The 21,858-nt window shown below is 43.2% G+C and carries 16 protein-coding genes; 7 read left to right on the top strand and 9 right to left on the bottom strand.

Annotated features, from left to right (window positions below):
- Positions 1-906 (top strand): LysR substrate-binding domain-containing protein, encoded by a 906-nt coding sequence (locus tag C9J47_RS13885; RefSeq protein ID WP_107254065.1) that lies wholly within the window; start codon positions 1-3, stop codon positions 904-906.
- A 317-nt stretch (positions 907-1,223) separates the two neighbouring features.
- On the opposite strand, the gene C9J47_RS13880 is transcribed toward C9J47_RS13885, so the two are convergent.
- Entirely contained in the window at positions 1,224-2,978 is a 1,755-nt protein-coding gene (locus C9J47_RS13880) for a formate--tetrahydrofolate ligase (protein ID WP_107254064.1), read from the bottom strand.
- A 278-nt stretch (positions 2,979-3,256) separates the two neighbouring features.
- Between C9J47_RS13880 and C9J47_RS13875 the strand changes: the two genes are divergently transcribed.
- Both C9J47_RS13875 and C9J47_RS13870 read left to right on the top strand, forming a co-directional pair.
- Entirely contained in the window at positions 3,257-4,858 is a 1,602-nt protein-coding gene (locus tag C9J47_RS13875) for an ATP-binding protein (protein WP_170107512.1), read from the top strand.
- A gap of 36 nt (positions 4,859-4,894) precedes the next feature.
- Complete coding sequence (locus C9J47_RS13870) at positions 4,895-5,575, top strand: response regulator (protein ID WP_211321754.1); 681 nt, start codon at positions 4,895-4,897, stop codon at positions 5,573-5,575.
- A 19-nt stretch (positions 5,576-5,594) separates the two neighbouring features.
- Here the strand turns inward: C9J47_RS13870 and C9J47_RS13865 are convergent, their stop codons facing one another.
- A complete protein-coding gene (locus C9J47_RS13865; protein WP_107254061.1) occupies positions 5,595-6,494 on the bottom strand; it encodes a LysR family transcriptional regulator in 900 nt (299 codons plus the stop codon).
- A 190-nt stretch (positions 6,495-6,684) separates the two neighbouring features.
- Between C9J47_RS13865 and C9J47_RS13860 the strand changes: the two genes are divergently transcribed.
- The 3 genes from C9J47_RS13860 to C9J47_RS27115 all read left to right on the top strand — a co-directional run bounded on the left by C9J47_RS13860 (position 6,685) and on the right by C9J47_RS27115 (position 9,075).
- Positions 6,685-7,365, top strand: a complete 681-nt coding sequence (locus tag C9J47_RS13860) for a type 1 glutamine amidotransferase domain-containing protein (RefSeq protein ID WP_107254060.1) — start codon at positions 6,685-6,687, stop codon at positions 7,363-7,365.
- 136 nt (positions 7,366-7,501) lie between these two features.
- Complete coding sequence (locus C9J47_RS13855) at positions 7,502-8,653, top strand: iron-containing alcohol dehydrogenase (protein WP_107254059.1); 1,152 nt, start codon at positions 7,502-7,504, stop codon at positions 8,651-8,653.
- A gap of 269 nt (positions 8,654-8,922) precedes the next feature.
- On the top strand, positions 8,923-9,075 hold the full coding sequence (locus tag C9J47_RS27115) for a hypothetical protein (protein ID WP_170107505.1): 153 nt from the start codon (positions 8,923-8,925) through the stop codon (positions 9,073-9,075).
- Positions 9,076-9,205: 130 nt separating this feature from the next.
- Here the strand turns inward: C9J47_RS27115 and C9J47_RS13850 are convergent, their stop codons facing one another.
- The 3 genes from C9J47_RS13850 to C9J47_RS13840 form a co-directional block, all read right to left on the bottom strand.
- Positions 9,206-10,738 carry a tripartite tricarboxylate transporter permease gene (locus C9J47_RS13850; protein ID WP_107254058.1) on the bottom strand — a complete coding sequence of 511 codons (1,533 nt, stop codon included), beginning with the start codon at positions 10,736-10,738 and terminating at the stop codon, positions 9,206-9,208.
- Positions 10,739-10,748: 10 nt separating this feature from the next.
- Positions 10,749-11,258, bottom strand: coding sequence for a tripartite tricarboxylate transporter TctB family protein (locus tag C9J47_RS13845; protein WP_107254057.1), 510 nt, complete (start codon positions 11,256-11,258; stop codon positions 10,749-10,751).
- A gap of 133 nt (positions 11,259-11,391) precedes the next feature.
- The gene (locus tag C9J47_RS13840; RefSeq protein WP_107254056.1) at positions 11,392-12,384 is read right to left on the bottom strand and encodes a tripartite tricarboxylate transporter substrate binding protein; all 993 of its coding nucleotides are present in this window, start codon (positions 12,382-12,384) and stop codon (positions 11,392-11,394) included.
- Positions 12,385-12,737: 353 nt separating this feature from the next.
- Here C9J47_RS13840 and C9J47_RS13835 point away from each other — a divergent pair, with 353 nt between their 5' ends.
- Positions 12,738-13,697: a hypothetical protein gene (locus C9J47_RS13835; protein ID WP_107254055.1), complete on the top strand. Its 960-nt coding sequence runs from the start codon at positions 12,738-12,740 to the stop codon at positions 13,695-13,697.
- Between the two features lie 61 nt (positions 13,698-13,758).
- Here the strand turns inward: C9J47_RS13835 and pflA are convergent, their stop codons facing one another.
- The 4 genes from pflA to C9J47_RS13815 all read right to left on the bottom strand — a co-directional run bounded on the left by pflA (position 13,759) and on the right by C9J47_RS13815 (position 21,609).
- The gene (gene pflA / locus C9J47_RS13830) at positions 13,759-14,499 is read right to left on the bottom strand and encodes a pyruvate formate lyase 1-activating protein (RefSeq protein WP_107254054.1); all 741 of its coding nucleotides are present in this window, start codon (positions 14,497-14,499) and stop codon (positions 13,759-13,761) included.
- Between the two features lie 140 nt (positions 14,500-14,639).
- The gene (locus tag C9J47_RS13825; protein WP_107254053.1) at positions 14,640-15,866 is read right to left on the bottom strand and encodes an EAL domain-containing response regulator; all 1,227 of its coding nucleotides are present in this window, start codon (positions 15,864-15,866) and stop codon (positions 14,640-14,642) included.
- Positions 15,863-19,957, bottom strand: coding sequence for a transporter substrate-binding domain-containing protein (locus tag C9J47_RS13820; RefSeq protein WP_107254052.1), 4,095 nt, complete (start codon positions 19,955-19,957; stop codon positions 15,863-15,865). The genes C9J47_RS13825 and C9J47_RS13820 overlap by 4 nt, the downstream gene beginning before the upstream one ends.
- On the bottom strand, positions 19,951-21,609 hold the full coding sequence (locus C9J47_RS13815) for a response regulator (protein ID WP_170107509.1): 1,659 nt from the start codon (positions 21,607-21,609) through the stop codon (positions 19,951-19,953). Before C9J47_RS13815 ends, C9J47_RS13820 begins: the two co-directional genes overlap by 7 nt.
- Between the last annotated feature and the right edge of the window lie 249 nt (positions 21,610-21,858).

The following is a 21,858-nucleotide window of genomic DNA, read 5'->3' as shown; positions in this document are numbered from 1 at the left end:
GTGCGGTATTCACTCAAACAACTGGCTGTATTTGAAGAGGTTGCGAGTTCTCGTAGTGTGAGTAAGGCGGCAGATAATCTAGCATTAACCCAGTCAGCAACTAGCATGGCGTTATTACAGCTAGAAAAGATGTTAGGACGACCTTTGTTTGAGCGGCAGGGCAAGCAAATGACCTTAACGTACTGGGGAGCGTGGTTAAGACCAAGGGCAAAACAGCTCTTATTTGATGCCCAGCAGATTGAACAAGGCTTTTACGATCAACATATTGTGAGTGGTGAAATCAGTATTTCAGCCAGTCAAACTGCCGCAGAACACTTGCTACCAGAGCTTATCAGTATTATTGATAAGGATTTCCCCGAGCTACGTATCAAGCTTAGAGTGAAAAATGCCCAGAAAGTGGTTGATCATGTAAGAGATTTTGAATGTGAGTTGGGTATTATTGAAGGCCGTTGTGATGATAGCCGTATTGAGCAAGAAGTATGGTGTCACGACCATCTTGTGATTATTGCTTCTAAATATCACCCTTATGCCAAGCTAGATAAAGTCAGCTTTGCACAGTTAGAGCAGGCACAATGGGTACTTCGAGAGCAAGGTGCAGGTACAAGGCAGAGTTTTGAAAGCGCATTACACGGTGTGATTGAAGATTTGAATGTTTGGCGGGAATATGAACAGATTTCAGTACTAAGAACATTAGTGACTAATGGCCCTTATTTAAGTTGTTTACCTTTTCTTGATGTTGTTAAGCATATAGAACGTGGCGAGTTGGTGGCACTGAATGTTCCAGAGTTGAATATGAAGCGAACGTTATCTTTTATTTGGCGTGCAGACTCGATTGAAAATCCGCTACGTGATTGCATTCGTCGTGAAGCGATCCGTATGATTAAAGATAGAAAATTGGAAATGTAAATATCACCTCTATTAGTGGTTTCTTATCTTATTGTTTATAAAGCTTTTTATTTGAAATGTGAATGTTGTAGCTAATTATTTGCCATGTATTAAAAGTACTTATCAATTATTATGATGTTCATATACAACATCTTTGATAAGAGTCTTGTTGCGTACTTTGTCATTTACCCTGTGATACTTATTGTGCGTATAACGACAGTTAGTATTCAGTAAGATAAAAAAAATCTCGTGTCTGGTTAGTGAAGATTAACACTCAAGGCACGAGATCTTAACGAATAACGTTATGGGTTTACGTGAATGCAATCCACTTAACCTTCTTAACTTAAGCCAATAATATTACCGTCAGCATCGATATCAAGATTCATATAAGCCGGTTTTTCAGGTAAGCCGGGCATCGTCATTACATTACCGCACAGTGCGTACACAAACCCTGCACCCGCACATAATTTTAACTCTCGTACTGGCACCACAAAATCAGTGGGTGCGCCTTTAACACTAGGATCGGTGGTGATTGAGAGTGGTGTTTTAGCAAGGCATACCGCTAGGTTATCGTGACCTTGCTTTTTCAGTGCTGCGAGTTGTTCTTTCGCACAAGCTGACAGTTCGACACTACGTGCGCCATAACCGACTTCTGCAACAGCCATTAGCTTTTCTTCAAGAGTCTGCGACAAGCTATATAATGGCTTGAAGTTGGCTGGTGTTTCACAAGCTTTAACAACCGCCTGTGCTAATTCTGTGGCTCCTTCACCGCCTCTGCCAAAGGCTTCGCTGATGGCGACATCGACATAGGTACTGAAATCCGTGTCTGTAACCATGGTTTTTAGCAGCTCAAGTTCAGCATCGGTATCTTGCGGGAAGCGGTTGACGGCTACCACAACCGGTAAACCATATTGAGCGGCATTACGGATATGCCATTTTAAGTTATCAAAACCTGCGATTAAGGCTTTTTCATCGGGTGAAAAAATCGCATCGGGTAGAGCTTGCCCTGGGCGTAAATCATATAAACCAGAATTGGCTTTCAAGCCACGCAATGTTGCGACGACCACGGCGCAATCTGGACCTCGGTTGGCTTGCTGCGCTTTAATATTACAGGCTTTTTCAAAGCCCATATCGGAACCAAAACCACCCTCTGTAACTGTAAATTCACTTAGCTTTAAGGCGATACGATCGGCAATAATAGAGGAATTACCATGGGCAATATTGGCAAAAGGTCCCGCATGAATAAGTGTTGGCACACCTTCCAGCGTTTGCATGAGTGTCGGTTCAATCGCTTCACACATGGTGACGGTCATCGCGCCTGCGACTTGCAAATCTTCAGCAGTGATTGGATTACCGTCGATGTTGTAAGCTAAAACAACACGACCAATACGTTGGCGCATGTCTGCGAGATCTTTTGAAAGGGCAAGAATTGCCATGATTTCAGAAGCGGCAGAAATCTCAAAGCCATCGTCACGTTCAAGACCGTTAATGGTTTTGCCTGCTTCATTTTTACCGACAGTGATCATACGTAATGCACGATCATTGTGGTCCATCACACGTTTCCATACGATATTTTCTATATCAATGCGTAACGCAGATAAGCCTGTTTTCTCGCTAAATGCTTCGTAGCCATGACGTTCTTCATGATACAGACGGGCATCAATAGCGGCAGCTGCAAGGTTATGGGCTGCGGTAACCGCATGAATATCACCGGTTAGGTGCAAATTCAACTTTTCCATTGGGGCTACTTGGCTGTAACCACCGCCTGCTGCCCCGCCTTTTACGCCAAATACCGGCCCCATTGATGGCTGGCGAATACAGGCAATAACACGTTTATTAATCTTTGCTAACCCTTGTGAAAGGCCGATCGTAGTAACGGTTTTACCTTCACCGAGTGGTGTGGGCGTAATCGCTGTCACTAATACCAATTTACCTTCAGGTTTATCTGCTAAGCGCTTGAGGATAGACGGCTTTACTTTCGCTTTTAACGTACCTTGCGGGGTTAAATCTTGAGGTTCAATACCCGCCATTTGGGCGATTTGGTCAATAGGAGTGAGTGCGGTGTCGCGGCAAATTTGAATGTCGCTTTTCATAAGGGCGCATTTCCTTCTAGTGGTGACAGCAGGGAAGATGTTGGTGTATCAATATTCTGCATTCAATTGACTTTACAGTTCACGCAATCGATTGCGCTGTGTTTATACCATAATTTTATCACGGATAAACAAAATTATTCCGTGATAAATGTTGTTAATTTGTTGGCGCTGATAACATTGTTAAAAGGCTGAATACGGGAGCTTGCTAAAAGTCTTTGAAATGAATAACGAGTACTATGTTTCAATATTGTTATGTTCGTTATAAAAGGTGAAAGATGATTCAATGGCAGAAGCTGAATTTTCGGCGACGATTGCTGATTATTATGACGATGTCGGGATTACTTGAATTGCTGATTCTTTCGGCTTTAGGTTTTAGTTACATTAAAAAGTGGGAATCACAAGATTTAGGTGAAAAAGCCATAGGTGTGGCGGAATACATAGCAAACACACCGTCAATTATTACCGCTGTTGAGCAAAAAGATCCGCAATTACTTGCTGAGGGAATTGAGCGATTTCGGCAAGCCATTGGTGCCGCCTTTATTGTGATTGGTGACAACAATGGTATTCGCCTTGCGCACCCGATTGAAGAACGGGTGGGGCTTCCAATGCGCGGGGGGGATAATATTCGCGCTCTGACTGAGGGAAAATCTTATATTTCTTATGCTAAAGGCTCGATGGGGCACTCTGTTCGGGGAAAAACGGCGGTATTCGACAATCGTGGTGAGATCATTGGGGTTGTATCTGTTGGGTATTTGCTAACGGGTATTCACGATAAGTTATTGCCATTTTTAACCTTTTTATTGGCGATGGCCATTGTGGTCGTTGGTGCCAATGGTCTATTGGCGAACTTATTGGCTAAGCGCTTTCAGCGCACGTTGCTGGGTTTTGAACCTGAAGAAATCGGGCGCTTGTATGCCGAGAAAGATGCCACTATGAGCACCTTACGTGAAGGTGTATTGAGTATTGATAATCAGGGTATTCTACGATCGATCAACCGCAGTGCGTGCGGCATGTTAGGTATCGATGCGGATCGTGCCTTAAATCGCCCACTGAGTGAAAGCTTGCCAGAAAGCAGCCTTGAGCGATTGCTGTTAACTGGCCAGTCCGAACACGATATTGAATTGTATTTCAACAGCCGTGCAGTGATTGCTAATCGTGAACCTCTATTTCAAAATGGGGTACTCGTTGGGGCGGTATCGAGTTTTCGATTAAAAGACGAAATAACAGAATTAAACCGCCAATTGTCGCAAGTAACACAATACGCAGAGTTATTGCGGGCACAAACCCATGAACATCGAAACAAGCTGAATACGATAGCGGGTTTGGTTCAGCTTGGGGCGTATAGCGATGTATTTAAATTAATCGGCCAAGAAAACCAACATTATGAAACATTGATTAAATTCTTACGTAGTGCAATTGCAGAACCATTGATTGCCGGTTTGCTACTGGGTAAAAGTGAACGCGCCCGTGAGCTTGGGTTACGATTAGTGATTGATTCAGAAAGCTGTTTATCAACCTTGCCCGAACATATCGTGCCTGAAGATTTGGTGACGATTTTAGGCAATTTGATCGATAATGCGTTCGATGCCACCTTGGCTGCTCATTCTGCAGATACGTCTATTCATTTGCATCTAAGTGATTATGGTAATGATTTGATCCTTGAAGTGGAAGATTCAGGTATAGGTTTACCTAAAGGTATGAGTAGAGATGATCTAGTACAGCGTGGTGTTTCGACCAAAGAAGGCGATAACCACGGTGTTGGTTTATATTTGATCAATCAGATTGTGTCACATTATAACGGGCAATACATGATGGAAGACAGGGAATCGGCAGGAACCAGAATGACGGTTTATTTACCGAAAACAGCGTCAATACGTTAAAGGAATGCATCATAAAAATACAGACAGGGAGTGTGAATAGTGTCATTGATTCGTGTTGTGATTGTTGAAGATAACGCCGGAATAGCAGAGCTGCATCGCCGTTGTTTAAGCCAAATTGCTGGCATAGAAATACAGGCGATGGCACACAGCTATCAAGAAGCCATTACGTTATTTGAAGTCTTAAACCCTGATCTTGTTTTATTGGATGTACAGCTTCCAGATGGAAGTGGGTTAGATTTGTTGCGTTTGCTGCGTGCTGAAAAACAAGAAACCGATGTGTTATTGATTACTGCCGCAAGAGATGTCGATACCCTGCAAGAAGCAATGCGAGGTGGGGTGGTAGATTATATTCTAAAGCCTGTGGTTTTCTCGCGTTTAGAAGAGTCAATTAATAAGTATTTGGATTCAAGAGTGACCATGGCAGGGCTGGGTGCTATCGATCAAAGTGATGTTGATGCCATGTTGATGCGTCCTAAAGAGCATAAGTCTACAGCCCAATTACCGAAAGGCATTGATAACGTCACCCTCGATAAAGTACGAGAGTTGTTTAAATCTCATGCCCAATTAACTGCGGAACAATCTGGGCAGTTAATCGGTGCCAGCCGAACTACCGCAAGGCGCTACCTTGAATACTTGATCAGCAGCGGTGAGCTTGAAGCCGATCTGAGTTACGGCACAGTGGGTAGGCCAGAGCGGGCGTATGTTAAGCGTGAATAAAGGCTAGGGCGTGTTGATATCACAACAAGTGCTGAGCGAAGTGTTCTTGTAAGTAATCGAGCAGTAGGCGCATTTTTTTTGAATCTGCAGCCCGAGGCGGATAGACACCATAAATCGTGATGTCGCTTAATGCGTAGTCTTCTAAAATCGGGGTGAGTTGCCCTGCTTTAATTAACGGTAATGCGTCGTAGATAGGTAAACGTCCGACGCCATGTCCGCCAACCACAAACGCCGTTCTGGCTGATGCGCTATTGGTGGTAATGCTGCCCTGCATTTTCACATTGTATGATCGTGTGCCTTTTGTAAGAGTTTGGATTTTTGATGTCTTCTTATAAACCACCCATTCATGATTGGCTAATTCTGCTGGGGTGCGAGGTATACCGTGTTGGTTAAAATAGCTGGGTGAACCGCACAATATATTCTTCATCGTCATCAGCTTTTTGGCGTACAAACCAGAGTCAGCAAGTGGCGCACCTCGAATGGCTAAATCGACCCCTTCTTGAATAATATTAACGATATCGTCGGTCAGGTTCAGATCTATTTCTATTTTGGGGTATAAGGTCTTGAACGTATTTAGCGCAGGCACAATGGTATGCATGCTGATATTCACCGGGGCGCTAATTGTAAGCTTACCTTCGGGCTCTTCACGTAGGTTTTCAATCTGTAGGTTGGCGGCAGCAGCTTCTTCACTGATACGTTTACACCGCTGAAAGTAACGTTGACCAGCATCGGTTAGGCTAATGCTACGCGTGGTACGGTTCAATAAAGGCATGCCGATATGATCTTCAAGCTTTTTCAGGTGATAGCTTACGACCCCACGCGATAAGCCCAGCTGCCGTGCGGCGGCTGAAAAGCTCCCTTGTTCGACTATTTGGGCAAAAACTACCATGCTTTTCAGTTGCTCAAAAGATACATCCATTCTTTTACTCTATATCGTTAACGAACCATTTAAGGGGCAAAATGGTCAGGGAATCGTGCTCTAGTATGCCTAAAGAGTATCTATTGTTCTAATTGTTCGAACAATGATTCCTAATTTATCTCCATTGTCGAATTTAATGAACAGGCATACACTCTCATCACGCTTTAAATAGGACATAACGAGGTTGATGATGAAAATTTTAATGGTGTTAACATCTCACGATAAGCTAGGCGATACGGATCATAAGACCGGCTTTTGGATTGAAGAGTTTGCAGCACCGTATTACCGCTTCTTAGATGAAAACGCGGATATCACATTAGCATCGCCTGCGGGTGGTCAACCTCCTATCGATCCTAATAGTGAACTTGAGCAATCACAAACAGAAGCGACGGTACGTTTTAATCGCGATGAGCAAGCGCAAGCCGTGTTAGCCAATACTCGTAAGCTTAGCGATGTGAATGAGCAAGACTACGACGCAATTTTTTACCCTGGCGGTCACGGACCATTATGGGATCTGGTGAGCGACAGTGATTCTATTTCGCTAATCGAAGCATTCTGGCAAGCAGGCAAGCCTGTTTCTGCTGTGTGCCATGCACCAGCAGTGTTATTAAATGCTAAAACAGCCGATGGAGAATATATTGTTTCTGGTAAAGCGGTGACAGGCTTTACAAACTCAGAAGAAACGGCTGTTGGTTTGGCTGAAGTAGTGCCATTCTTGCTGGAAGATGAACTAAAAGCCCGTGGCGGGCAGTTTGAATCTGCACAAGATTGGAATTCATTAGCGATTCAAGATGGCATGTTAATTACTGGGCAAAATCCAGCGTCGTCTGAAGCAGTAGCAGAAGCCCTGCTTAGCTTATTAGCTAAATAAATAGTTAATCAAACCCCATTAAAGTGGCGTGTTGCACTTAGCGTAGAAACCTAAGGCCGTAATACGCCATGTGTAATGTACACCGATAATAAAACATTCTTGAATACTGTATTCATGACTAATAAAGGAATGAGCAATGCTTAATTTCACGTTTCATAACCCTACTCAAATTTTCTTTGGTGAAGATCAAATCGCAGCGATTGCGAAACAAATCCCTGCTGATGCAAAAATTCTAGTCACTTATGGTGGCGGCTCGATCAAATCAAATGGTGTTTACGATCAAGTGAGCACAGCATTAAAAGATCATAACTGGATTGAATTTTCAGGCATTGAGCCAAATCCACAATTTGATACATTAATGAAGGCTGTCGATGTCGTTAAAGCAGAAGGCATTACTTACCTTCTTGCTGTTGGTGGTGGTTCAGTTGTTGATGGTACGAAGTTCATTGCAGCTGCAGCACGTTTCGAAGGTGACGAACCTTGGGATATCTTAGCGAAACAAGCACAAGTTAATGATGCTGTGCCGCTATCGTGTGTATTAACCCTGCCAGCAACGGGTTCTGAAAGTAACATTGGTGCGGTTGTAACACGTGATACGACCAAGCTGGCATTTATGTCGCCGTTCGTTCGCCCTGTTTTCGCAGTACTGGATCCGAAAGTAACGTTAAGCCTTTCTGAGCGTCAGGTTGCCAACGGTGTGGTTGATGCGTTTGTTCACACTATGGAGCAGTACTTAACGTTCCCAGTGAATGCCAAAGTACAAGACCGCTTTTCTGAAGGTTTATTGATGAATCTGATTGAAGAAGGCCCGAAAGTACTGGCAAACCCAGATGATCTGGAAGTTCGTTCAAACATCATGTGGTCGGCAACAATGGCACTGAATGGTTTGATTGGTTCTGGTGTACCTCAAGATTGGAGTACTCACATGATCGGCCATGAATTGACGGGTCAGTATGGTATCGATCATGCACGTACTTTGGCGATTATTTTGCCTGCTGTTATGAAAGTACAGCGTGAGCAAAAACGCGGTAAATTAGTGCAGTATGCACAACGTGTTTGGAATATTGTTGATGGCACTGAAGATGAAGTGATTGATCAGGCTATCGAAAAGACTGAAGCGTTCTTTAAAGCAATGGGTATGCCTGTACGTTTGACTGATGCCGAACTAGATGCTGAAAGTATCGAAAATATCTTGGCACAACTTGAACTGCACGGTATGACATCACTGGGTGAGCATGGCGACATGACACCAGAAGTGAACCGTAAAGTATTAGAAGCTGCGTTGTAAGAGACACTGCTTATGAATATTGAATGAGTGCCGAATGCTCATTCAATCAAGATAAAATAGTTGAAAGCCCTGCTAGTGTACTGCTTGCAGGGCTTTTTTTGCGTGGTTCTATTTGATATCCAAGCAACGTCTTGATTTATATAGCGCAAATTTAACGTGCCACTGTCGATAGCTAATAATGGAAACTGGTTTTCCATTGCTGGTGGTTTGCTGCTGCAACACTTCTCTTTATTGTGCGTGTTCAGCCTATAAAAAGAAGATAAATCAAAATGGAAGCATCATCAAAGAACCAAGCTGTCACCAATACAATTGCGATAGAAGAGCCAGTCACGAAGTGGCAGTATACGACGCTGCTCGCACTTACGATTATGGCTAGCTTAATCAGCTTTGTCGTTGTAATGATAGAGGCGAATACGCGTTAATCAGGCATAAAAAGTCGGCAATATATCAGCGCATTTTCCTGTTATTTTGAGCTGTCATATTGCCGATATAGACGGCTTGTAGTTCATGCCAGAGTAGCGATTACAGCTCTGTTGTTATAATGCATTCCTTTTATTCCACATTGAGCTTCGCGTCGCTCGCCTTTTTCTTATACTGCATCGCGGTTCGAATAATCGGGGTGATTAACACTAATGCGGCAATAACGGTGAACGCGAGTGTAATAGGGCGCTCCCATAAGAAGCTAATCTCTCCATCACTGATCATCAAGGCTCTACGCAAGTTTTCTTCCATTAATCCACCCAGAATAAAGCCGAGCAGTAACGGTGCAAGCGGGAAGTTCGCGAGCCTTAATGCAATCGCGGCGATGGCGACTAATAACATGATAAAGACATCGACTGTGTTGAAGGAAACCAGATATACCCCGGTGATAGAGAAGAACAAAATCATCGGCAGTAATACCGTTCTTGGCACCATCAATAGCTTTGAGATGTAGGGAATCAGCGGAAGGTTCAGAATTACCAGCACAATATTGCCAAAGTACATCGAGATGATAACTGACCAGAAAATATCGGGGTGATCGACAAATAAACGAGGACCCGGCTGAATACCGTAAGCAATCAACGCGCCCAGCATGATAGCTGTTGTTCCTGAACCAGGAATACCCAAGGTTAATAGCGGTACAAACGATCCACTAGAAGCTGCATTGTTAGCAGATTCTGGTGCGACTAGCCCGCGAAGGCTGCCTTTGCCAAATTCGGCTTGCTTATCTTTAGGCGCAATACTACGTTCAAAACCATAGCTTAAGAATGCCGCGATCGTGGCACCAGCGCCAGGTAGTACCCCGACAAAGAACCCCAAGATCGATGAGCGAATAGAAACTGGCGCGACTTCTTTGAATTCTTCCTTGGTCACTTTCATGCTACCAATCTGACCGATTTTTGCTTGCTCTTCTTGGCGTGTATCATCTTGAGGTTTTAATATCCCCATTAGCGTTTCACCTAAAGCAAAGGTCGCCATTGCCAATAATAGGAAGCTGAAACCATCCATTAGATCCGTTAAACCAAAGGTAAAGCGTTCAACACCAACACCTTTATCGATACCTACTGTTGCTAACATTAAGCCAAGAATGGTCATCATCCATGCCTTCACTACTTGGTTTTTACCGGCAAAAGCAGCAACGGCTGATAAACCTACGAGCATTAGGGCAAAGTAATCTGAAGACTGAAAACTCAGAGAGACATTAGCCAATACTGGCGCGGCAATTAACAACATAATGGCAGAAAGCGTACCACCAACGAATGACGAGTAAGCCGCCAATGCGAGGGCTTTACCTGCTTGGCCTTTCTGTGCCATTGGGTAGCCATCAAATGCGGTCACCACGGTTGACGAACAGCCGGGGGCATTAATCAAAATTGATGAAGTAGACCCACCAAATACAGCACCGTAATATACACCAGCCATTAAGATCAAACCCGATGCCGGGTCTAACCCATAGCTGATTGGGATCATCAGCGCGATGGCTGAAATAGGGCCAAGGCCGGGTAACATGCCGATAAACGTACCAACAAAACAACCTACCATTACCATCATTAGGTTGGTTGGCATAATGGCCGTGGATAGGCCTGAAAGGATTCCATCTAACATCCGTGTTCTCCTACCAAGCTGAGAATATGTAGCCTGACTCAAGGTAAATATCTAACCCTTGAGTAAGCAATAACCAAAATGCGGTCACAAAAGGAAATGACGCACCAAAGAGAATAGATTTACGACGCTCACCCAGTAGTAAAAAACCACCCAGTAAGAATAAACTGGTGGAAAGCACAAAGCCCAACCACGTTAACCCCACACCATAAGCCGCCATTAAGACCAGAAAGCTAATTAGTAGCTTCCAGTTAAAACCAACCGTCGCACCACTTTGTTCATCATTTTTACCGGTAATCAGTAGTAATAACGACAATACAACACCTGCAATAGTCAGCAGGTATGGCAATGTACGGGCAGTAAAGGGTTCAAATTCATCACCGGGAAATAGGGCTATATTTGTAATTTGGTAACCATAAATAAGGGTAACAACAAGAAAAATTAATGCGCCGATACGGTCGCGACTGAGCAATTGTACTGATGATGTCTGTGTTGAATTAGGCTTCGAAGTAGAGGAATTCATTACGCTCTCCCGAATTAAAAGAACCGCACTTAAAGTGATAGGTATGACTGCCAACTGCGGTATAGATTTCATGATAAGGGCTGCTTATACAGCCCTTATCGCAGTGTGTAGTGTGAGGCTTGTTCTCAGAACCTTATTCTAAGAATCCGAGCTCACGCATTAGACCGCCCATCTGCTTCTCTTGTTGTTCAAGGAAGCTGTAGAAATCTTTGTCATTTTTGTAGGTATCGATCCAGCCGTTACGATCTCTAACCACAGTCCACTCAGTGGTTTTGTACATGCCAGATAGTGCTTTATTCCATGCATCAATTTTTGCTTGGCTAGCACCGGGGGCTGCAAAGAAACCACGCCAGTTTGCAAAAACAGTATCGTTGCCTTGCTCTACTAAGGTTGGAATTTCAGGGGCGGCTGCTAGGCGTTCTGGGGCTGTAATCGCCAGTACGCGCACTTGACCTGACTTGCTTATTTCCAGTACTTCGCCAAGGCCTGTCGATAGCAATTCAGTTTCGCCAGACAATAAGGCGGCCATGGCTTTACCGCCAGCATCGTAGGCAATGTAGCGTACTTTACGTGGGTCAAAACCTTCGCCTTTAAATGCCGCAGCGACGATCAGGTGATCCATCGAACCACGTGCTGAACCGCCCGCGATTTTCACACTACGAGGATCCTTGGTGTATTGGGCGACTACTTGTTTCCAATCGGTAAAAGGGGAGTTAGCTGATACTACAATCGCGCCATAATCCGCGATAGTGGCCGCAACAGGGGTTAGATCTCGAAAAGATTGCGGGAAAATACCACTCAGTGAGCGAACAACAATAGGGGTGGAATTCACCATCAAGGTATCTGGTTGACGCTTGGCAGTTTCGATCAAATGTGCAATGGCTTTGCCACCACCACCGCCAGATAGGTTTTGGTAAGATACTTTTTCGACAAGACCTGATTTTGCCAGCACTTCACCGGTACCACGAGCTGTCATGTCCCAACCACCACCTGCACCACCCGGTACTAGGAAGTGAATTTTTTCGAGTGATTCAGCCATCGCTGAGCTAGATATTGCCGCCATGCTTGATGCTAAGAGGGTGACCGCTACACGCGTCGTAAACTGTTTTTTAAAGGTGTTCAACATGATTAATCTTCCTTTTTTATCACTGCTGAGGTGCCTATTGGGCTAGCAGGGTTAATGAAAGGTTAAATTAATGTTGTGTGTGGTGATATAAAGCGTAAAAAAAGAGATTAAAGAACCTTCTGAACGTTTTATTCATAAAGTTCACAGAAGAGAAAGTTGTTTTTTACCGATAATGAGCTTGGACTATCAGGAAAAAAGAGGTTGCTCACAAAGACTGAAAAAAAATGGAAATACATCTATTTGATTTCATTTACCACATCAATGGTTGCTCAGAAAGTGGGCGATTGATCTATGGACAAGGGCACAGTTATCTATAGAATCCGGCCGTAGTTGATACCGCTAGGGAATATAAAATGTTCATAAAAGGAAAGCCGGTGAGGGATCTATCCCTCAAACTTAATACTCTGTTTCGAGGGGGCTGCTGCCTACTGCTGCTGCTGCTGTTGATTAACTTGCATACGGTTACAGACATTTTGTCTAATTCAGCTTTTGCGCTTCAGCAGCTGACTTTGCCGGCGAGCGCTGGCGAAAAGCCATCATCACTACCGGAAGAGCCTTTAGCGACTTCTTCCGAAGAGAATACTCCGTCTAGTGAGGCGATCACCGCCGTTGAAGATGAGATTTTCGAACTCAGGCAAGCGGCGTTAGTGCGGTTTGCCAATAAGTTTAATTTTCCTGATTCGGTTGAGTTCTATAGTCTGGCCAGCAGTGAGAACTGGATGTTTAGCCCGGCAACGGTGATGGAAAAAGACAATGTACTTAATCTCACGACCTGCGGTTATTATGCTGCGAAAAATGCAATGGGGCTTTCCCGTGAAAGGGTGCCATTTATTGTTGATCTGGTTTATGATTTTTTAAATAAAAAATACAGTGTTTATGGTTATTTTAAAGATGATCGAGCGCATTATTATCAATTTGACGGAAGTAAAAAACCGGTTGAGTTAAACCGTAACCGTTTCAGAAATAAATGGGATGTTGCTTGTAAGCCGCTGAATGTTGATAAATATGACGATATTCTTTCGCTTGCCACAGCCGGACGCTTTGAGCCCAAAGAGGATATTACCTTCAAGCGACAGCTTAATGCATTTGATGACAAGGTACAGAAAGAAATTGCAAGCTGCGTTGAAGACGAGACACTTACTGCATCAGTGTCAGGTCTGTCTACCCGCAAAAATCTTTGTCTGATCAATGCCCAGTGCAGCATTCTGGAAGGGGTGGCCCAGAGTAAGTGTAACTTGGTTAACCAGACCTGTTCTGGTGATGATAAGTCGCTGCTTTGCAAAACAACGACTAAGACTCAGGTAGCCAGCTAGCCTTTATTAGAATAGCAAGCAGAATAAGTGCAGGGGCGATGAACGTCGCCCCCTCGATTTTTTAGTAAATCACTTTATGCCCATAGCTCGAAATGATTTCTTTCATCTTTTCCATCGTTTCTTTTGATGGTGGTTGAACACCTGATAGCGGGTAGTCGTAACCCATTGCATCCCATTTATGTTCACCTAGCTGGTGGTAGGGTAGCAGCTCAATTTTTTCGATGTTATCCATGTCTTTAATGAACGCACCTAAATTGTGGGCAGACTGTTCATCATCGGTATAACCTGGAACGATAACATAGCGAATCCATGTTTTTTGACCGCGCTTGTGAAGGTAACGAGCAAAGTCCAGCACACGCTTATTGGGTACCCCCACCAACTCTTGGTGAATCGTGTCATCCATTTGCTTAAGGTCAAGCATAACAAGATCGGTTGCATCTAATACTTCATCAACCACATCGGTATGCTTACGGATGTAGCCATTAGTATCAAGGCAAGTATGAATATTTTCAGCTTGTGCAGCGCGAAAAAAGTCACGAATAAATTCAGGTTGAAGCATCGCTTCGCCACCAGAAGCTGTCACGCCCCCACCAGATGCTTTCATGAAATGACGGTAAGACACCGCTTCTTTCATGATTTCTTCAACGGTGATCTCACGACCGCCATGAAGATCCCAAGTATCACGGTTGTGACAGTACTGGCAGCGCATTAAGCAGCCTTGCATGAAGATAATAAAACGGATGCCGGGTCCGTCGACGGTTCCGCAAGATTCGAAAGAGTGAATACGACCTTTTACTGACATTACTATCTCCGCATGTATATTGTGCGTGTTATTTATCGTCATTTTATTACAAAACGGCAGGGTAAAGTAGCCCTATATACGTTTAAAATGTAAGGGTAATTGCAGTATTTTGCCAGTGTATTATGCCGTCTTTCTGAGACTTAACGCTCTGTTGTATGCAATAAATCTAAATTAAGGTGACGGACTTTGTATTGCCACTCATTGTGCCATGTTGACAGCATGTTCGCATGCATAGGGGCGGCAATGAAATAACCTTGTGCTAGATCGCAGTCAAGTTGTTGCAGTTGATGCCATAACGACTGGTTCTCAATGCCTTCAGCTACTGATGTTAACCTTAGGCGTTGCGTTAACAACAAGCTGGACTCAACAATGGCATGTGCAGTGCGGCTTGTTGGTAAGGCTTGAATGAAGCTCATATCTAGTTTTAATGATTCAAATGGCAGTGTTTCGAGTTGTTTAAGTGATGAATAGCCTGTACCAAAATCATCGATAGATAGCTTGAAACCATGCATCCCCAAGCGAGAGGCGGCTTCTAATGCTCGACCGGTATCTTTAAGCGCATTAGACTCTGTGATTTCAAAATACAGATGGCTGCTAAGGGAATGATGCTCATTAGTTAGCATCAAAACCTGATCAACAAACCCATCTAATACTAATGTATCTGGCGTAATATTAACGGCAACTTTGCGTTGGCAGAGCTGTTTTTGATGCTTAATGATGTAGTGAATACTTAGCATGGCGAGCTCTGCATCTTTGCCCATAGCAGATAATTGCGGTAAAAATCGGTCGGGTACAATCACGCCTAAGGTTGGGTGTTCAAGTCTGATTAAGGCTTCACATCCTACCCATTCCCCTGTTTCAAGTTTAACTAAAGGCTGAAAATAAGGGATAAGCCAACGTTGATCTAATGCTTGTTGTAATGTGGTGAGGCTAAGCTTCTCTGTACATAGAGAAGAGTAGCTTTCCACCTCTATGGAGAGTGACTGGTGTTGCCGTGCATGTTCTAACAGATCCGCCATAACATTCATTTTTGCAGGCTTTATTAATGAACCGAGTAGGTTGAGATCATAGCTTGCACACATTTTACTGACGGCATTGATGACTTTTGGGCTGGTGGCACTGGTAATGATGATGAACCCAGAAAAAGCCTGTTCAGCAATACGGCTTAAAAAGGTGATGCCATCCATTTCGGGCATATTTAAATCACAAATAAGTACATCAGGCTGAAAGTCACCCATTAAAGATAAGGCCTCAATACCTGAAGCAGCACCCATGACTTTATCTGTGCCCTGTACAATAATTTGATTTAATTGTGTTAGTAGAATATGGCGTTGGAAGTCATGATCTTCGATGAGTAATATTTTCATACAAGGCTTTCAACCTGTTGTTCTAGCGAGTGAATTAGTCTGTTAATTTTATCCAATATATTAGGTATATAACTGACGTCACGTTGTTTATTGGTGCTTTCCATCTCTTCGCATGTTGTGGCAAGGGCATTGAATTCCATCATTCTTGCTGCCCCTTTCATCCGGTGACTAATAAGGTGAATCGACTCTTGGTTATCGTGTTCAATAGCGTTCTCAAGCTCATCGAAATCAAGGTGGCATGACTGAACATACTGCTGCAAGATTGTTGTGCATACATCAATATCACCAAAGATAGTACTTAGTTTTGTGATATTAATAGCAGTGTGATGACTAGTCTCTTTTTCTGGAATTAATAGTGCCTTATTCACTGACTCAAACGCCGATAAGAGTGGGAATGCCTCGTTATTGGCCGCATCATCAACCATCAGGTCATTAAAATCCCCCAAATCCCAAGGATCAGATTCAGCCGGCACAGCAAGGGCTGGCGGCGTTGGTGACGCCGAAGTAATCGGTAACCATTGGCTTAACGTTTGTTGGAGGTGCTCTAATGATACTGGTTTAACTAAGTAAGCATCAAAGCCATGCTGTGCACTGCGCTCTTCTTCACCCGATAATGCATTGGCGGTTAGGGCTATTATTGGTAACGGCAGCGCTGCGCGAGACTTTTCATCAAGGCGAATTGCAGCAGTAAGACCGTACCCATCAAGCTCTGGCATATGGCAATCGGTCAGCAATAAATCATACTGTTGATCTGCCATCGCTTGTAAGGCTACTTGCCCGTTATCAACAATATCTGCCGCATAACCAAGATGGTGTAACTGTTGTTGAATGATTTGTTGGTTGATCGGGTGATCTTCGGCAACCAATATCAATTTATGCTGAGCAATCGCTTGTTCACGGGTTACTGGGCTAAGCGGTGTCACTAGCACCTGCTTGGATGGTGATGCTAGGTGATGGGGGGATGTCAGTGCGTGATATAGCTGATCAGACATTAATGGGTTTTGTGAGATAATCCAGCCTAGATCGCTGGGTTCTAAAGAAAGCATATTACGCTGGCGAATGTGTACCCAGCGTACTGCTGGTAAATGTAATGCTGCCCAAGCAGGTGTTATGTTTTGTTCATGGCACCATGTATCAGGTACAAAAATGACATCAAGCTGCTGTTCTGCGGCAATCATCTGTAGCTGACATTTGGTGGTAATAGTCAGTGGCAGGCACGTATTATCCCAGACTTGGAGATAACTATTTAGTATTTCATTATCAATAAGTGCTGGTGTGACAATGCCACAAGTGAGTGATAACTGGGGCTGTTGAGTACACTTGATAACGGGCATATTGATATTGAAGCTAAATGTGGTGCCTTGGTTGATCTGGCTGCCGACATTTATCTCACTGTCCATTAGCTGGATCAATTGACGACAGATAGATAGACCTAACCCTGTACCACTGAAGCGACGTTCGCTACTTAGATCGACTTGTTCAAAGGGTTGAAATAATTTTAATTGATCAGCTTCAGTGATACCTATGCCTGTATCATTCACCGTGAAGCGTAGTATTTGTTGACCACTATTTTCATCATGGTTGATAACATCGATCAATAATGAAACGGTACCGCTTTCTGTAAACTTAATAGCATTATTCAGTAAGTTATTGATAACTTGCTTTAATCGCAACTCATCAATGAGAACAGTATGGGCAATGGTCGGATCAACCCACAAACGAAAGTTAACGCCTTTCTGTTCGGCATTAACGACATGCGGTTGCACCAGTTCATTCATAAACGACGATATTTGCGAGGGTTCTGGTGCTAAGGTAAGTTTTCCCGCTTCGTTTTTAGAAAAATCCAATACATCATTAACAATATTGAGCAGGTTACGGCCAGACTGAGTTAAGTTCTTGTGGATCCCTTGAAGTTCTGGTTGCTGTGCATATGGGATCATCAATTCTAAGAGGCTGAGAATACCACTGATAGGGGTGCGTATTTCATGACTCATCATAGCAAGGAAGCGAGATTTCGCTTCGGTTGCTGACTCTGCTTGCTGACGAGCATGTTCAACTTCAAGTTGCTGACGTTTCATCTGGCTGATATCAATAATAATACTGTTCCACTGCCAGCCTTCGTCTTGCGGGGTAATATGGCAACGAAGTTCTACCCAGCGATCATTGGTTTCCACTGATTCTAGCTTTAGCTCTGTTTTCCAATATCCCTGTTGCGTTGCGGTACGAATAGCATTGAAAATTGTTTCACTATCGTCACGGCGATGCAGTAGCTGAAACATGATTTCAGGTTTCTGATATAACTTATTTGCGTTGATGCCGAGCAAATCATGTACTTTTTCACTGACGAATAATAGCTCGATATCTGATGGGTCATCGCTACGTTGAAGGTGTTGCAGTAATACGCCATCAAAATTATTGGTCAGGTAAGTCAGCTTTTGCTCTGCGGCTTTTCGTTGGCCAATTTCAAGGCTTAGCTTTCGGTTCCAGTAAACAACGAAGCTGACAATAAGCACCACACAGCCAATGATAATCAGTCCCCATAGCAATATTCTCTGATAAGGGATCCCCGACGTTAGCCTTACGGTATTCCACTTACTTTCAATATTAATGAGCTTTTGAGGGGGAATCGCATTCATTGCTTTATTTAATAAATCGCGTAACAGGACATTGTTTGAAGCAACAGCGATACCGACTGGCTGATATTGAAAATCCAGTTTACTCGGTATGATATTCAATCGACCTAAATACTCGTTTTGTAAGAAAACGGACGCACTTGAAAGTGATATTACCGCGGTATCAATGTTGCCGTTAACAATGGCATCGAGTAATTCTGCATTCGAATTGTAGTTTTTTTGTGGGTTGCTGCTATATAGCTGTTTGGTCAGCACTGAACCAAAACGATTGGAGACCGTCCCGATAATCATCTTTTTGTTGATATGCTGTATTGCGCTATTTGCCTTGCCCACCATTATCCACTGTTCTTCACTGTAAGGGGTGGTACATGAAACTAATTTTGCCCGCTCGGGTGTACAGGTAACCGCAGCGACAACATCTATTTTCCCTTCATTCAATTGCTTTAAAATATCTGGGAAGTCGGTTTTAGCTAAAGGCACCAAGGTGATTTTAAGTTGGCGTGCAATCAAAGATAAGACATCGGCCCCTCGACCTGCCATTAGATTGTCTTTGTCGGTAAATTGGTAGGGAAAATCATCAGGGTGATACGCGACTCTCAATGTAGAGTGTTCTTCCAGCCACTTGGCTTCCTCATTATTTAGATTGAGGTAATTTTGATGGGAAATAAATCGTTGTTGTGACTTGGTTAGCCAAGTGTCATAGATTCCCGTTAAAAGATGCTGGTCAAGGGCTTGGTATCCTTTATTTAAATCGTCGATTAGTGCTGACTGTTCACGGTGAGCTGCCATATATAATCGCTCATAGGGTAAGTCAGGCAAAACATGTAAATAGAGATCATTGTTGGCATTCTCATGGGTACGCATGTCATCGAGGGTGATTGAATTGCCAATGTAGACATCAGCTACCCCTTGAAGGACAGCGTTAAAAGCTTGATAGCTTGTCGGGAAGTTAACCATTTGAAGTTTGGCGGACGAAAGCTTAGTCAGCTGCTCGCCAATCGCAAAACCTTGTTCAACAGCGATAAGTTGATGATCAATTTGTTTAAAGTTGGTGATGCTTGGGGTTTTGCTGATCATCGCCATCGATGTGGTCAGTATTGGTTTACTGAAAGACATCACTTTTTGGCGCTCAAATGTTGAAGATACGCCGACAAGAATGTCGACTTCATGGTTATTAAAACCATTGAGTACATCTTGATACGTAGGATAGGTGATTGCTTGTATCCTATAGCCACGCTTTTTCGCTATTTCATGCATTAAAGAGGGTAACAAGCCTGATACTCGGCCTTTTTTTGATACATAAGAAAAGGGAGTCCAATCGAATGCCGGAAAGCCTATGCGCAACGTTTTCAGCTCGTGATTTGAATCTATGTAACCGTTCGAATTGTGATCAATATTCTCAGCCCAAGAAGTGAATGGTAGGGCGAATAAAATCAGTAGCATCATGCTTTTTAACATGTGATTGTGTGTCCTAAGCCTTTGGTCGTCATGAGTTCGACAGGGGTATGTAAGATTGAATATTGGCTTTTTAAATCCTGATACCAAGTAGGTATGGCATGTTGTGATTCGAATACCCAGCGCGCTTCCATGATGATCTCTCGTTGGCTATGGCTTACATTCAACTGACCTTCACACAATATTTCGACTAGGCATCGTGCGAGAGTTGTATCGAAACGATTGTCTGGCCAAAGAGCAAAAATGCTTTGACCTGCTACATCCCCTGTTTGTTGTTTGTATAGTGCTAAAGCGTGTTGATACTCATGGGTTTCGTTTGATAATGATGATTCGATGGTATTAATCCAAGCCTGTTTTATACGCTGGTGGGTTAAGCGTGCTTCGCTAGTAATTAGATTTTCTAATTGCGTAAAAGCCATTAGCATTGGCTTTGTCATACCAAGCAACTGATAGGTATTAAATAAAACGGCATGAAATTCAAAGCTTGTCTGTGTTTGCTCATTAGGTTCAATGCGTTGTAAGTAACGATAAGCAATAAAAGTATTGCCTGATTTTGCCGCTTGCCAAGCCTGTAAAACAAAGACAAAAGGACGATCAATGATTGTGATCCCTTTTTGCTGAGTAAATTTGCACCACATACGCTCAATTGAGATGGGTTTATTGAGTGGGTTTTGTTGAAGTAGCCCCCAAGCAAGTAAGCAATAATAATGTTTATTATCCCAAATTGAATTAGGTAAATGGTTAGCAGCTTCTCGCAAATGACGGAGCAATTCAGCTGTTGGGTGTAAGGTTAGCTCAAGCCAAATCATGCCAAACAAACGCTCAAGGTTACTTTGACTCATGCTATGTGCCTGTGCCCAGTATTGGTATGTTTGTGTAATATCACCACGGCATAATGCTAAGCGCGCACTGAATTCGATAATGAGCAAGTGGTTGGGATATTGGCCTCGTAATGGCTCAATAATTTCTTTCGCTTCAGCGTATTGCTGCTGGCTAAGATACAGCTCAGCCAAATACAGCTGAGCTGGCAAGTAATCATGCTTTTGAGTAAAGCTCCGCAGCAATGATATAGCCGTGGGAATAACGTTATTTGGTACATCTGTTTTGCTAGTCAGTGTATCTGGCGGTGTGCTGTTGACCAGGCTTTTGCACAGGGCTGTAATTGCATGTTGAAATGCGGATTGGGTTGTTGCTTGTTGAAGTGCTTTTCGTGCCCCTTGAATACCGTCTGACTTAAATGCCGCAAAGACATTCTTGTTCAGTTGATGTTGCTTAAAATTAGCGGCGAGGCGTTGGTGTAATACTTCTATACGCAGGGGCTTAACAAGATAATCATTAGGTTCATATTCAGAAAACCCCATGAATACGGGCTTCGAATCATCTGCAGTTATGATGAAAATAAGCGGCTCATGTTTGATGATCTGAGATTGGTGTAGGCGCTCAAGTAACTGGAGACCTGTACTACCAAATCCTAAATTGAAATCAATAAAAATAATGTCATAGCAATGAGCCTGACACATTTTCATCGCATCTGAAGCATTTGTTGAAGTATGAATACGATTCGCTGTGAAGTCACACTTTTGGAGAATCAACTTGGTTGTTTGCTGAATGATAGCGCTGTCATCGATAACGAGAACAAATTTTTCTTGCAGCATAAACAATCGCAAACCTTGTGTGTAGAAAAGCATCACAGATATATGATGGGGTATATTAGATGCGGATAATAATGAAAATAGAGGTGTTAGGCAATATACAGAATGGTATCCAGAATAAAATACAGAAAAAAACAGATAAAAGGTTTTATAGACAACCATTCTGTATCCTTGGTGATACTTTTGAGGGATAAAAAATACAGCTGTAGGCGGATGTCTTTGTTTTAGGGTGAGAGTTTGAAAGACATTGAT

It is taken from the genome of Photobacterium indicum (genome assembly GCF_003026215.1).
GTDB lineage: Bacteria > Pseudomonadota > Gammaproteobacteria > Enterobacterales > Vibrionaceae > Photobacterium > Photobacterium indicum.
The sequence above is the reverse complement of the archived record's forward strand: the minus strand, read 5'-3'. Positions and strand labels throughout refer to the sequence as shown.